Consider the following 14338-nt stretch of genomic DNA (forward strand, 5'->3'; position numbering starts at 1 on the left):
ACATTGATGTCGTCACAATCCCCTGCTCAAACTCTTCTTGTATGAACAACGTAAAAAGCCATATATTTTAATGAAGAAAGAAGTTAATATCGAAATAGACATTTATTTTTGTTACATTGGGGGGGGAATGACTCATGACAAGTGAGCTCAATACATTATTTCGTAAACGAATCGGCATCAGTGAAAACGAAAAAATTACTTTCGAGACGTTGGATCAAATTTTAGAAAAAACAGCATACTCGATTCCATTTGAAAATTTAAGCATCATGACAAACAATACTACTGAGGTCACAAAAGAGAACTTAATCAACAAAATGCTCGTAAAAAATGAAGGTGGACTATGTTATGAATTAAATTCGCTTCTTTATTTTTTCTTAATTGAAAATGGTTTTAGTGTCGTTTTAGTTCGTGGAGTCGTATATGATCATGTTGCACAAAAGTGGCCTACACTTGGGAGAACGCACGTAGCCATCCTTTTAACGTATGAAGAACAAAAGTATTTAGTTGATACTGGATTTGGTGGGAATTTACCATTAACACTCGTTCCGTTAAACGGTAAGATGGTTCAAACGGCTAACGGAGAATTCCGGATCAAAAAAGAAGATAGCGACCATGGTAACTATCTTCTCGAAATGAAGCTCAAATATAAGGATACAGATTGGAGAATAGGTTATGCCTTTGATTCAACTCGCCCTATAAACGATGTATCTGAATTTAATGAAATCCAAAAAACTTTAATTGAAAAAGAACAGTCTCCTTTTAACAAACATCCTCTTATTACCCGGCTAACAAGTAGCGGTAATATTACGTTAACAAATTCAACTTTTACACAATGGAAAAATGGACATGTCACAAAAGAACAGATTGATGACAAAACGTTCAGAAAACTAGCGAAACAGCATTTTGGAATTGAGTAGAGAAAAGTACCGCAACTTTTTTAGAATATGGCCCAAATCTCAGGAACAGGAGGGCTGTCTAAAAAGACGATTTTAGGGTAAAATGCTCCAAAAGTAAGACCGAAGGAATGCTGTAAAATCAACATTCTTTCGGTCTACTTTTTTAGATTCCGGGGCGTAAATACTCCTTTTCGGACAGCCCCACTATTAGTATTAGATATAACGCTCTCCCTGCTAGATCGTTCAAATTATGTCCAACCTTTAAAACAATTGCTCCCAATACGGAAGCTATTTAATCTTAAGATTTACGAAATAGATGCTACGCGAATATTTGCCTCTTCTAACTTTTCACGAATCATTTTGGCAAAGGGCAGTGCATGCTCGCCATCCCCGTGAATACAAATTGTATTGGCTTTGATTTCTACGTCGGTTCCATATGTTGAACGAACCTTTCCTTCCAACACCATTCGTATCACCTGTTGTACGGCTTCTTTTTTATCCGTTATGAGGGCGTTCGGTTCTTTCCTTGATGTTAACGATCCATCTTGCTGATAGCGACGATCAGCAAATACTTCACTCGCTGTTTGTAAACCGATTTTTTGACCTGCGTGAATTAACTCACTGCCTGCTAGGCCATATATAACAAGTGTTGGGTCAATGTCATAAACAGCTTTGGCAATCGCTTCAGAAAGGTTCCGATCCTTTGCTGCCATATTGTATAGCGCTCCGTGAGGTTTGACGTGCTGCATTTTTCCTCCTTCGGCTTTCACAAAAGCATTTAACGCACCAACTTGGTACAAAACGAGATTATATGCCTCTTCTTCTCTGATCGCGATATTCCGTCTCCCGAATCCTTGTAAGTCTGGCAACCCCGGGTGTGCGCCAATTTTCACTCCCTTTTCTAACGCTAAGGAGACCGTTTTTCGCATGGTTGTCGGATCCCCAGCATGAAAGCCGCATGCGATGTTCGCAGACGTTACATAACTTAATATTTCTTCGTCATTTCCAATCTGATATATCCCAAAACTTTCTCCCATATCACAATTTAAATCGACACGAACCATTCTTTACACCTCCGCTTGAAAAAATATTTGCTTCTTTAAAAGTTGAATCTCCTTTTCACGCGCCACGAATAATTGTTGCGCTTCCTTAAATGAAATTTCTTGAAACGTTATTCTTTCCCCCGGTCTCATTTGAGCAAGGGTAGGCAAATCAACTGCAGCCACTTGTGCAATCTTTGGATATCCACCTGTTGTTTGACGATCCACCATTAAAATAATCGGTTTACCTTCTGATGGAACTTGAATTGTTCCAAACGTTACAGCACTTGAAACCATCTCCTTTTGTACTTTTCTAATAAGGGGGTACCCATCAAGACGATAGCCCATACGATTTGATTGCGTTGTGATTTCATATGACTGGTGAAAAAATTGATTTTGACTTTGTTCTGTAAAATCGTTAAAATCGTCCCCTCGAATGACCCGGATGTCTCTCTCTGAACCACCGAAATAGTTTCGAAGAGTATGGGATACGCCAAAATTTTTTTGGTGTGAACTTTTTTTACTAGTCTCCCTTAGCGGTATCGTGTCCCCTTTTTGGATAGCTCGCCCGTTTAATCCACCGACCTTTGCCAATAAATATGTCGATTGACTGTTCATAACGTTCGGGATTTGATATCCCCCAGCGACGGCTAAATAAGCTCTACACCCTTTTTGGCATTGGTTAATCGTAAGAGTCGATCCTTTCTGCACATAAATGGGACGCCAAAATGAAACTTCTTCCCCATCTAGGTTGACTTCAAATTCACCACCACAAATTGCAATCTGCGCATCTTCCTCAAACTTCAAAATCGGACCGATCATCGTCATTTCAATGGTTGCTTCGGTTTCAGCATTTCCAACTAAAATATTCGCAACGCGATGTGCAAACGAATCCATCACACCGCTTACAATGACCCCATCTTTTTGAAAGCCGAATCGACCTAAATCTTGAATGGTGGTGAGTAATCCACTACGGATAACAAGAATTCCCATCATACTCCTCCTCTAATTGCCGATACTCTTCTTTTGAAATAGATTGAAAGATCACACAATCTCCTATTTGCAAAAGACTCGGTTGCTTGTGGTTAGGTCGAAACAGTGGCAGTGGTGTTTTCCCAATCAATTGCCATCCACCGGGACTCTCAATCGGATAAATCCCCGTTTGTAAACTAGCGATTCCTACTGAACCAACAGGAATTCGTAACCGTGGTGTTTTTTTTCTTGGGGTAGCGATTCTTTCAGACATTCCTCCTAAGTAGGCAAAACCTGGAGCAAAACCGAGCATGTACACATCGTAACGGCCACTCGTATGAATGCTCACAACTTCTTTTGGCGTTAAGTTAAGGTATTTTGCTACTTCTTCCAAATCTGGTCCAAACTCTTCCCCGTAACAAACCGGAATCACCACTTCTTTTCCTTTTTTTATGTGCACAACGGTCAACGATTCGAGTCGTTCTTTTAAAGTGGAACAAACTTTTTCATATGGAAGTGTTACACCATCGTAAAAATACATCGGATCAAAATAAACAGTTACCGTTGTATAAGCTGGAACAACATCGATAATTCCTTTTAATGGGGGCGTTGTTAAATGGTTCATCACACCTCTCACCTGTTCATGAACGGTTCGTGTCATTTCGTTTCCTAGCTTAATCGTTATACTGTTTTCACTTAATGGTAAAAACTCAAATTCCACACTCATTCCTCCATATTTCCAATCGTTTTTCATAATTTTCTAAATAATTATTTTTCAAAAATTATTAATATTTATTCTATTCTATCTTTTATATTGATTCAATTCCCCATTTCGATACCTAAACGAGAATGATATGAATACTTCGCGGTATGATATTGACATAGAAAAACAGAATATGTTAAATAAGAATTAGCACTCGAAGGAACAGAGTGCTAATCCATTGTTTTTTATTTTTCGTTTCCTATATAATCATAGCTTTTTTGTTGAAAGGAGAGATTTCCATGTCAAAAAAACAATTCAAAGCAGAATCCAAACGGTTATTGGATTTAATGATTCATTCGATTTATTCAAATAAAGAAATTTTTCTACGCGAGTTAATTTCAAACGCAAGTGATGCCATTGATAAAATTTACTACAAAGCATTGACAGATGACACGTTGACGTTTAATAAGGACGATTACTACATAAAAATCGTACCGGATAAGGATAACCGTACGCTTAAAATGATCGATACTGGTATCGGGATGACAAAGGAAGAGCTTGAGAATAACCTTGGAACGATTGCGAAGAGCGGTTCATTAGCGTTTAAAAATGAAAATGAGCTGAAGGATGGCTTTGACATTATCGGTCAATTCGGTGTCGGATTCTACTCTGCTTTTATGGTTGCTGATGTAGTAACAGTGATCAGTAAGGCACTTGGCAGTGATGAAGCGTATAAATGGGAATCTTCTGGTGCTGACGGTTACACAATTGAACCACATGAGAAAAATTCAGTTGGAACAGAAATTATTTTAAAAATCAAAGAAAACACAGAAGAAGAAAGCTATGACGAGTATCTTGAGGAGTATCGATTAAAAGCGATCATTAAAAAATATTCGGACTTCATTCGCTATCCAATTAAAATGGATATAACCGAGAGAAAACTCAAAGAAGGAAGCGAAAATGAGTTTGAAGATGTTCGTGAGGAACAGACAGTCAATAGCATGGTGCCGATTTGGCGAAAAAATAAAAATGAACTAACAGATGAAGATTATGAAAAGTTCTATGCAGAAAAGCATTACGGTTTTGACAAGCCGCTTAAATCTGTTCACATTAGTGTGGACGGTGCTGTAAGATATCATTCGATTTTATACATTCCGGAAAATATGCCGTTTGATTACTATACGAAAGAATTTGAAAAAGGCTTAGAGCTTTATTCCAACGGCGTTCTAATTATGAACAAATGCCCGGATCTACTCCCGGATCATTTCAGCTTTGTCAAAGGGATGGTCGATTCTGAAGATTTATCCTTGAACATTTCAAGGGAAATGCTCCAGCATGACCGTCAATTAAAGCTCATTGCCAAAAACATCAGTAAAAAAATTAAAAATGAACTGAAGAGCTTGTTGAAAAATGACCGCGAAAAGTATGAAAAATTTTATGAATCATTCGGTAGACAGTTAAAGTATGGTGTGTACAGTGACTTTGGAGCGCATAAGGAAGTATTACAAGACTTACTCATGTTCTACTCGTCTAAAGAGAAGAAGCTTGTCACACTAGATGAATATGTATCAAGAATGCCAGAAGATCAAAAGTATATTTATTACGCTTCTGGTGAATCCATTGAGCGTATCGAGAAGCTGCCGCAAACAGAAGTCGTTTTAGACAAAGGATACGAAATTTTATACTTCACTGAAGATATTGATGAATTCGCGATCAAAATGTTAATGAACTACAACGAAAAAGAATTTAAATCTGTATCCAGTGGTGACTTAGGATTTGACGAGTCTGAAGATCAAAAGCGTTCAGAATCAGAAGAAAAGGAAAACAAAGACCTCTTTGATTCGATGAAAAACATTTTATCTGACAAAGTAAAAGAAGTGAGACTTTCCAAACGATTGAAATCACACCCTGTCTGCCTAGCAACTGACGGTGAAGTGTCCATCGAAATGGAAAAAGTCCTAAACGCGATGCCAAACAACCAAAACGTCAAAGCAGACAAAGTATTAGAAATAAACCCAAATCACGAAGTATTCCAATCATTAAAACAAGCTTTCGAACAAGATAAAGAGAAATTAGCCTTATACACGAACCTATTGTACAATCAAGCCCTTCTCATTGAAGGATTGCCAATTCATGACCCTGTTGAGTTTACAAACGATATTTGCAAAATTATGGTGTAAAAAAGAGTGCCTGTTTCCCAATTGATCGGGGACAGGCACTTGTACTTTTTATATGCTATTAAGCTACACTCTTTGAATCTGTCAACAGATTGGCCCGAACTAAACGATGTCGTACCGTTATGCCAATCCAGCTTGCTAAAAATGCTTTAATAAGGCCCACTACAATAAATGGATATACGCCGATAGCGAGTGCTTGCCCCCAGCTTAAATCGAGAACAAACTTTAATTGAACCATTCCAAATATTAATGTAATGATCATTCCTACTGTATTCGCGACCATTGCCATCTGTAGATTGTATTTCGTACGTTCAAGAATGAGTCCTGTAACGAAAGCTGTGGCAATAAACCCAAAAATATATCCACCTGTAGGACCAACCAATACTTGGGGGCCACCTTTCATCCCTGCAAAAACCGGGATTCCAACAGCACCTAATGCTGCATAGCAAATCATTGCCATAGCACCATACCTACTTCCAAGGATGGTTGCTGTTAGACCCACTGCTAATGTTTGTCCGCTAATTGGAACGACTGGCAACGGTATTTCCACTTGTGCTAGCACTGCTGTAATAGCCGCAAAAATGGCACAATTTATGATGGCTCTAAGCTTAGAATTCTGATTTTTCAATCTAACCCCTCCATATGTAACCTTATGATAACATAAAGTTAACATATATTCGCTTAAAAGGGTAGATTTTTTCCATTGTTATCTGTTCCCAAAACAGTCGTTAGTCCTATTCAATTGGCATTGGATATGCTAAAACCTTCGTTGCTTCAACTCTCCTATTTTTTAATGATTATGGTGAAGTGCACAACGGTTCGGTCCGATTTCTAGCTCTACCATTTCCTCTTCCGTTACTTCCTTAACGCCACGGTTCACCGCAACAATATCTTCAAAGTTTGGTGGTGTCTCGGTATTTACATTTGCAGCCACCATCTCTACAAACTCTTCCTTATTTTTACCTTGCATCATTTCAACTTTTGAACGAATCTCTCCAAGGTTAGCTCCAATAAATCCTTCATCATTCAACTCGTCATCTAAACTAGCATAGTGACCTGGTAACACAACTACATCATCTGCAATGGAGGCTACCTTTTCATAAATTGTATCGTATAAATCATGTGCCCACTCATGAGCTTTCCCACCAAGGTCAGGACGTCCTAATCCACCTACAAAAATAGTATCTCCAGAGAATAGCAGCTTATCATTTATGAAGAACGACACACTTCCTGGTGTATGACCTGGTGTTTTAACAGCTAAAACTTGAAGATTCACTTTTTCGAATTGGATTTGGCTATAGTTTTCGAGGGCAGCGAAGTCAAAGATTGCTCCTTCACTCTTCATTAAGTAATAAATTGCTCCAGTCTTCTCAGCCAGTTCTTTCCCACCTGAAATATGATCTGCGTGTAAGTGAGAATCGACAACATGTGTAATTTGAACCCCTTCTTGTTTCGCTACATTTTCATATACAGTAGTAAAGCGAAGTGGATCGACCACTAATGCCTCATTACCGGATAAAACCATGTACGATAAACAACCTTTGCCTACCCGAATAAATTGATAAACTTTTACATTTTCATCATGATATACTTTTGTTTGGTAAAGATATGCACTCCATGATTTCATACCACCTTTAAGGTAAGAAACGTTTTCGATACCTGCTTCACTTAACTGCTCTGCAACAAATAGTGAAGATCCCTCTTTTGCACAAACAACTAGCACATTTTCCTTCGGTAATTTATCTAAAATTTCATCTACTCCATCAATCAAATGAAAGTAAGGAACATTAACAGATGTTACGTTTTCCCCTTCAATTCTCCAATCTTGGAAATCACTTTCGTTTCGCACATCTAAAATAAATAACTCCTCTTTGTTCATTAATTTTTTTGTCACTTCTTTAGAAGTCATTGCTTTTACTGTCATTTTATTTACCCCCTGTGGTATTATTTTTAGTAAAAAAATATATAAAAGTAGTGTACTTTACAAACGTCCACTCCGTCGTTTCTTGAATTTTCAAAACTTGATCGGTCTATAAATCTCCTACTCCTACCTCCAGGTGCTCATTCCCCCTTTTACATTTGTCACACTATTAAATCCTAATTTTTTTAACATTTTACAAGCCTTTTGACTTCTCATTCCACTTTGACATATTACGATTACCTCTTTGTCTTTTGAGAGCTCCTTTTCTGCTCTTTGTACGAGTTGATGAAGGGGGAGGTTTTTAAAGCCTCTAATATGATTTCCTTTAAACTCACCTTGTGTTCGGACATCAACAAATTGTTTATTCTTTTCTTTTAACTCATTTTTTAGATCGGTTGTTGAAAGCTGCCTAACACCTTTAGCTGGCATGATTCGTGTAATGAGAAAAAAAGTGAAAAGGGCAATCAATAAATAATTTACATATTCCAAGTCTAAATCCTCCTTACTGTAGTGGGACATATCCCCCATTTCTGCATGAGCTTAATATGCTGCCTTAACATTGCTTTATCGTAATCACCACTAAATAATCCATTCGATTTTACCCATCGGGGTATATAATCCGCGAAATTTTTCCCTCCTCGTAATGATAAATTTCTTTATTGGTTAATCATTGTATATCCTACGACCTTAAATCCCTTTTTACGCAAGAAACGAATTCCTATGTTCTTTTCAAGACGATTAGAAGCAACGACAACTAAATCACTTTGTGGTATTTTTGAGAAATACCTGTTAAAGTATGCCACTGGAACATTAATTGCGCCATGGACAGGGCTTTTAAAAGCGTCATTATAGTCCCTTATATCGACTATGTTCATCGTAGTTAAATCTAAATTTTCCATATTTATATTGCGTAATCTTAAGACTGGAAAATTTCTAATAAAAACAAAATAACCAATAACGATAAAACTTAGAACAAAAATCGTCATATCATACACCCTCCTAAATGACGTGAGAAGAAAACTTACAACACTATAATATACCCCGTATGGTATTTTGTCAACGAATAAAACTCATGTAAAAAGTCAAACCGACGAACATTTGATTCGTGAGCCTCATGCGTTTTTGGCTCAAAGGTGTTAGATAGCTTTCGTTGAACGAAAAAGAATCCGTTCATACATAAAATTAATTTCCATTGATAATACGAAAAAGAGCTGAAGATTTACTCTCCAGCTCCTACTTAGCAAATTCAATAAAGTTTTTCAAAAAACCTAGTCTTGATTTTTGCCCATTCATCTTTTTTTCTTTCCGACGATGATGTCGTTGCACAAAGGCGACAAATCGCTCTTCTCGTTTTTCTATATTTTTTCGGATCATTTCTCGTTCCTGTTCCATCTCTTCTTGTAAATCCTGCTCTTGAAAAGTGGATTCGACTAAATCATCTTCCTTATCGCTTATATCGGAATAGCCTTTTTGATCGATCACTGGTTTTGATGATGGAGCGACCTCTACCTTCCCACTAATGACTTCCTGAATTTGTTCAACTAAGCTTTTTTCCAAATGCTTAAAACGAGACTCAAGCTGTTCCCACTCTTCTTTTTCCTTATCTGCTAAATACTTTTCAATTTTCTCTAAGGTAGCCGAAACGTTACACACTTCAGGAGTTTCTTCTGGATCTATATGCTCTTCTTGCTTTAGTAAATCTTCCTTAAACTGTTTTAGCTCTTGATGAATGATACCATCGTCCAACCCTTGATCTTTCAATTCTTTAATGAGAAGGAGGAAATCCATACTTTCTTCTGTATATACCCGAGCATTATCTTCATCCCGTTTCACTGTTAAAAATGAGGGAAATTCCGTTTCCCATTTTTTTAAAACATGTGTCGTCACACCAAGTAATCTCGCGGCCCTTGAAATCGTCAATTTCATCTCCTTCATCTTATTCACCCCTCAAAAGATAGCCTTTCCTATTATATTCTTGGGGTAATGAAGCTTTTTCCTGCAAATCGACAAAGGTTCTTAAAACTAGTCACAACCTCTCCTTTTCCGCCAATCTTCACTTCTTTATGCAAGAAAAGTGAAGTAGTGGAGAAAAGGCATCAGTTTTTTTGCTAAGATCCAAAGATCGCTACATATTGATTTTCCAAAACAAATCGATTCTCTTTCCATCCTAAAGTGTTTAATATATACCCAAGAGAGTCTGCATTATATCTTCCAGCTATTTTTTGATAGGCTAATAGCTCAAAAACGTTATTTGAATCAAAATCGACTGGATATAAGCCACTCAAAGGATTTACAAACCCGGTCATTGGACTTTTGAGCTTTCCGTTTTCATCATAGATTTCATGCAAATACTCCGTATCCCTTGTCGATATGTCAATGATGTACGTTTTATTATTTTTCTTACTACTAACTTTCACTTTGTAGTTGTCTTGATAAGTAACCTCGTATTGGTATTGATCATTGTATACTTGAAAATCAAAGAGTATTTGCGCCCTATTATTTAAAAAGGAATAAATATAATGGTACATCGTTGCACCACTACCACCTGTACCCATACTGATAAAAATGTCAGCTACCCCATTCCCAGTAAAATCTCCTAAGAATAATGAAGGGTTATAACCTGCATTTTCACGAAGTGGGACACTTGTTACCATTCCTGTTCTTCCATCCTGTATAAGAAGGGTTATATTTTGAGTAAATGGACTATCTGGAGTCTTTATTCCGGTTAAATATACATAATCAGATACTCCATCCCCGGTTACGTCGCCCGTTGCAAACGAAACAATACACGGTTGCTTTAGATTAGCCCTAGAATAATACATAACATGCTCCTTTTCTTGATAAGCTTTCATTATACATATGCTATGGGCTAATCAATATATTGTTACTTGTTTTTTTATCCCCGCACTTGCCGGACCCTTTATTTTAGCAGCAGTTGCCTATAGTGCAACGGGGATTGTCTTTTTCCTATTCTTAAAGCTAGATCCATTAATTATTGCACGTCTTATTGAACAAAAGAAAGCACAGATGGCGACATAAACACTTCAACCATCAGCACAACAACATGTACAACGAACCGGTGTGATCGTTGGAGCTACCGTACTTAAATTATCTCAAATTGTCATGGTTGCCATTATGACGATGACGCCCGTTCATATGAAGCATCACGGGAGTTCACTATCAGCAATTGGATTAATCATTGGATTACATGTAGCGTCTATGTTCTTACCTTCATTAGTGACAGGGGCACTTGTAGATAAAGTTGGCCGAATAAAAATGGTTATTGCTTCTGCTATTACATTAACCGTATCTGGCTTTTTAGCAGCTTTTGCACCAGGAGATTCTGTAATCCTCCTAACAGTAGCACTTATGTTGTTAGGACTTGGTTGGAACTTTGGATTAATTAGCGGGACAGCTATTATTGTCGATTCAACATCCATTCAAAACCGCGCAAAAACACAAGGCTCTGTTGATGTTGGTGTTGCACTTGGTGGCTCTATAGGTCGTTTATTGTCAGGTATTATTGTTGCGTATTCAAGCTATGCAATATTAGGATTTATAGGAGCTTATTTATCCTTATTATTAATCCCGCTTGTTGTATGGACTTCATTGAAAAAACGTCAACATTATGATACTGGTGCCTATCCCCCAACACGTTAAGTCAGTCGGGAAGCAGGCACCAGTATTTTTTTGTGCTAAGACGCTAATGAGCAAGGTGCTTGCGCTTTTCTTGTCTCATCTCGCAAACTATTCACTTATTTTTGAAGCATTAATTGTTGCTCCACAAAGTCACGGTATAATGGATGTTGGTCCATCAATTGTGCATGATTACCGATTCCAGTTACTTTTCCTTTTTCTAAAAACACGATGTTATCGGAGTCAATGATCGTGGAAAGGCGATGCGCAATGACAAGTGTTGTTCGATCCTTCATTAGTTCTCTCAATGCTTGTTGAACGAGCATTTCCGACTTACTGTCTAAATTAGATGTTGCTTCATCAAGCAACAACAGTTCAGGTTGACGTAAAATGGCTCGCGCAATCGCAATGCGCTGTCGTTGTCCACCAGATAATTTAATTCCTCGCTCCCCGACCTCTGTTTCATACCCTTCAGGAAGTTCCGATATAAAAGGATGGGCAAATGCCATCTTTGCGGCCTCTTCAACCTCTTTCATCGTCACGTTTCCTTCCAAACCGTACGTAATGTTATCAAAAATGGTTCCAGCATAAATAGGGCTATCTTGGGATACGTACCCAATCTTTTGACGCCATGAGGCTAACGAATAAGTTGAAATCGGTTTGTTCCCTAATAAAATTTGACCGCTTGACGGGTGATAAAACCGTTCAATTAACGAGAACATCGTCGTTTTCCCACTACCGCTCGGCCCAATAATGGCGGTCACTTTCCCACTATCAGCTGAAAAGGATACATCTTTTAACACCTGTTCATCGCCATAAGCAAATGTCACGTTTTGAAAATGGATGTCAGACCCTTCAATGGTTGCCTCCATCCCTTCATGCAATTGTTCCTCTTCTAACTGGAGAATCGATAAAATTTTCTCTGTCGCTCCAATCGTTTTTTGAAACTGGGTAAAGAACACGACAATTTGCATAATCGGCATAATTATTTGGAATAAGTAGATGAAAAAGGCAACGAGCTCACCGGCCGTCATCGCACCTGACGTCACGCGAATCCCACCGAATCCAATGATAAGGACAAGCACGACAATAATTAACGATGAAACAAGTGGCGAAAGGATGGCCTGAATAATCCCTTCTTTTAATCCAAACTTGTATAAGCTCCGAATGCCTTCTTTCCCTTTTTTCCATTCAACGTTTTCCGCGTTCGACGCTTTTACTAAGCGAATTTCAGAAAGAACTCTCGTTAAATTCGCCGAAAAAGAAGCCGTCTCACCTTGGAGCCCCCGGGAGATGGAAGCCATTTTCTTTCCAATCGGCAACAAAATCAAAAGCGATAACGGAATAATGGAAAACATGACGAGCGTTAAAGGCCAGTCTAAATAAAATAACACGATAATGGCCCCTAATACGGAAATGATTCCCGTAATAAATCCGGTTAAATGCTCGGTAATCAAATTTTTAATAATCGCCGTATCATTCGTCATCCGACTAACCGAATCGCCCGTCTCGTGTTCATCATAATACGAAACAGGTAACACAAGTAACTTCTTCCACAGTTTTTCGCGTAACATAGCAATAAAATGCTGCCCGACCTTCGCCAATAAATAAACGGAAATCCCACCAGCAATCGCCTGCAGCAAAAACGCCACTACGATCCAACTAATGAGCGTCGCATTTAACGATTCAAACGAAAACTCATCAATAAAACGACTCGCCAAAAGCGGAATCGCCAAACTTGCTAATGTGGTCAAAAAGCTTAAAAACAATGCCACTCCAAACAACCGCTTCGGCGGCTGCAACGACCGTAATAATTTCACTAACTGCTTCCAATTTTTCATTTCCGCTTGGTTGTTCATTGTGAACCTCATTTCTGTGTGCGGTTTTTAATTCAATTAAATACCGACCCCTAGTGTGCCCCGATACATTAAAGCACGGGGACTAGACACCGTACTCTTTAGTAATATTGTTTTAAAACAATTCTAGTAATTCATTTATTATTTTTATTTCTTCTTGTGATTTCGATTTTCTTTCATATTCCATCATTAAACCATGGAACCATTCAAGTGCATCGTCTGGAGCATATTCTATAAATTCAGTAGAACTGTCATTCGTAAATGTTTGGATTCCCTTCAAGAGACCTATTCCAAAAAGTTTGAATTCCTCTAGCATATTCAATGCCTTAAATCGTTGCATTTGAGCTGCGAAAGGTTCAAGAGTTTCTTCAATCACTTCATAGGCTGCTTCCACTGGTTCAACGTATTTATAACGGCGTGGCCCACACCGATTATAAATATCTTCTATTTCCAATTTCGTTAATGCTTGGTATACATCTGTTTCAACTTTGTCCACATTGACTTTAAGAAGATATTTCCTAACCTCTTCTTCTAGAGATTTGGCAAGATCACGGTCTTTTTCGGAAATTATTAGTAATAATCGCTTCGATTCTTCTTCTGTTAGCATTGACAATAGAGAAGCCATAAAATTTTCCCTCCCTTTGACCTTGACTACACATTTTAATTACCTATAATGCCAAAACCAGCTATTATAATCATCCAATAGAGTAAAGTTTGGATTACTTCGGTTTACTTTTAATTCTGCCATTGGAATGCACTGGTTTTATTCCCACTTTAGCTTCACATATTATTCCGTAAAATTCGTCGCAGTGTTCAGATAGCTTAATTACTTTAACATGATTTTCTTTCATTGAAAACGATCCAACTTCCTGATCATAAGTTGCTTCAAACGGAAATACTAAATTGGTCTTCAAATAATTTGCGTACATTTCGAGAGATTCATATGTAACATGGGGTAGATTATCTTCACTATGATCAAAGCATAAAATATTGCTTACTCTCACCTTCCAGTAATCTTCCATCTTACACCACCACTTTCTATTTAATAACTTGGATAATTTATTAAATACTTTTAGCCTTTTTTCTTTTTAAGATTTCAATTTCGGCCTGATCTACTGTAATCTCATAGTAATATTT

Annotated in this window: 14 protein-coding genes and 1 pseudogene; 3 read left to right on the plus strand and 12 right to left on the minus strand. The window is 37.8% G+C overall.

From position 1 onward, the window contains the following. Positions 1–134: 134 nt before the first annotated feature. Positions 135–917 carry an arylamine N-acetyltransferase family protein gene (locus tag MLD65_RS05760; RefSeq protein WP_243290933.1) on the plus strand — a complete coding sequence of 261 codons (783 nt, stop codon included), beginning with the start codon at positions 135–137 and terminating at the stop codon, positions 915–917. A 284-nt stretch (positions 918–1201) separates the two neighbouring features. Here MLD65_RS05760 and pxpA read toward each other — a convergent pair whose 3' ends face one another. From pxpA to pxpB, 3 genes are read right to left on the minus strand one after another with little or no spacing between them, the layout of a single operon-like run. Further along, positions 1202–1960: a 5-oxoprolinase subunit PxpA gene (gene pxpA, locus MLD65_RS05765; RefSeq protein ID WP_243290934.1), complete on the minus strand. Its 759-nt coding sequence runs from the start codon at positions 1958–1960 to the stop codon at positions 1202–1204. A gap of 3 nt (positions 1961–1963) precedes the next feature. After that, complete coding sequence (locus MLD65_RS05770; RefSeq protein ID WP_243290935.1) at positions 1964–2932, minus strand: 5-oxoprolinase subunit C family protein; 969 nt, start codon at positions 2930–2932, stop codon at positions 1964–1966. After that, on the minus strand, positions 2907–3635 hold the full coding sequence (pxpB, locus tag MLD65_RS05775) for a 5-oxoprolinase subunit PxpB (protein WP_243290936.1): 729 nt from the start codon (positions 3633–3635) through the stop codon (positions 2907–2909). The genes MLD65_RS05770 and pxpB overlap by 26 nt, the downstream gene beginning before the upstream one ends. A 275-nt stretch (positions 3636–3910) precedes the next feature. Here pxpB and htpG point away from each other — a divergent pair, with 275 nt between their 5' ends. Then, positions 3911–5791 (plus strand): molecular chaperone HtpG, encoded by a 1881-nt coding sequence (gene htpG, locus MLD65_RS05780; RefSeq protein WP_243290937.1) that lies wholly within the window; start codon positions 3911–3913, stop codon positions 5789–5791. A gap of 58 nt (positions 5792–5849) precedes the next feature. Here htpG and MLD65_RS05785 read toward each other — a convergent pair whose 3' ends face one another. The 6 genes from MLD65_RS05785 to MLD65_RS05810 form a co-directional block, all read right to left on the minus strand. Then, a complete protein-coding gene (locus tag MLD65_RS05785; RefSeq protein ID WP_243290938.1) occupies positions 5850–6416 on the minus strand; it encodes a biotin transporter BioY in 567 nt (188 codons plus the stop codon). A gap of 162 nt (positions 6417–6578) precedes the next feature. Continuing rightward, positions 6579–7712, minus strand: coding sequence for an MBL fold metallo-hydrolase (locus MLD65_RS05790; RefSeq protein WP_243290939.1), 1134 nt, complete (start codon positions 7710–7712; stop codon positions 6579–6581). Positions 7713–7835: 123 nt separating this feature from the next. Beyond that, the gene (locus MLD65_RS05795) at positions 7836–8198 is read right to left on the minus strand and encodes a rhodanese-like domain-containing protein (RefSeq protein ID WP_243290940.1); all 363 of its coding nucleotides are present in this window, start codon (positions 8196–8198) and stop codon (positions 7836–7838) included. A gap of 167 nt (positions 8199–8365) precedes the next feature. Next, entirely contained in the window at positions 8366–8695 is a 330-nt protein-coding gene (locus tag MLD65_RS05800; RefSeq protein WP_243290941.1) for a rhodanese-like domain-containing protein, read from the minus strand. Between the two features lie 247 nt (positions 8696–8942). Further along, the gene (locus MLD65_RS05805) at positions 8943–9644 is read right to left on the minus strand and encodes a helix-turn-helix domain-containing protein (RefSeq protein ID WP_243290942.1); all 702 of its coding nucleotides are present in this window, start codon (positions 9642–9644) and stop codon (positions 8943–8945) included. Between the two features lie 173 nt (positions 9645–9817). Further along, positions 9818–10531, minus strand: coding sequence for a VCBS repeat-containing protein (locus MLD65_RS05810; RefSeq protein WP_243290943.1), 714 nt, complete (start codon positions 10529–10531; stop codon positions 9818–9820). A gap of 76 nt (positions 10532–10607) precedes the next feature. Between MLD65_RS05810 and MLD65_RS05815 the strand changes: the two are divergent. Beyond that, positions 10608–11369 (plus strand): annotated as a pseudogene (locus MLD65_RS05815) (MFS transporter); the annotation flags it as partial. Positions 11370–11464: 95 nt separating this feature from the next. Here the strand turns inward: MLD65_RS05815 and MLD65_RS05820 are convergent. The 3 genes from MLD65_RS05820 to MLD65_RS05830 form a co-directional block, all read right to left on the minus strand. Next, positions 11465–13204 carry an ABC transporter ATP-binding protein gene (locus tag MLD65_RS05820; RefSeq protein WP_243290944.1) on the minus strand — a complete coding sequence of 580 codons (1740 nt, stop codon included), beginning with the start codon at positions 13202–13204 and terminating at the stop codon, positions 11465–11467. Between the two features lie 112 nt (positions 13205–13316). Then, complete coding sequence (locus MLD65_RS05825; RefSeq protein WP_243290945.1) at positions 13317–13826, minus strand: hypothetical protein; 510 nt, start codon at positions 13824–13826, stop codon at positions 13317–13319. 94 nt (positions 13827–13920) lie between these two features. Continuing rightward, on the minus strand, positions 13921–14223 hold the full coding sequence (locus MLD65_RS05830) for a calcium-binding protein (protein ID WP_243290946.1): 303 nt from the start codon (positions 14221–14223) through the stop codon (positions 13921–13923). Positions 14224–14338 lie beyond the last annotated feature (115 nt).

The organism is Bacillus sp. FJAT-47783 (assembly GCF_022808615.1).
GTDB lineage: Bacteria > Bacillota > Bacilli > Bacillales > Aeribacillaceae > Bacillus_BZ.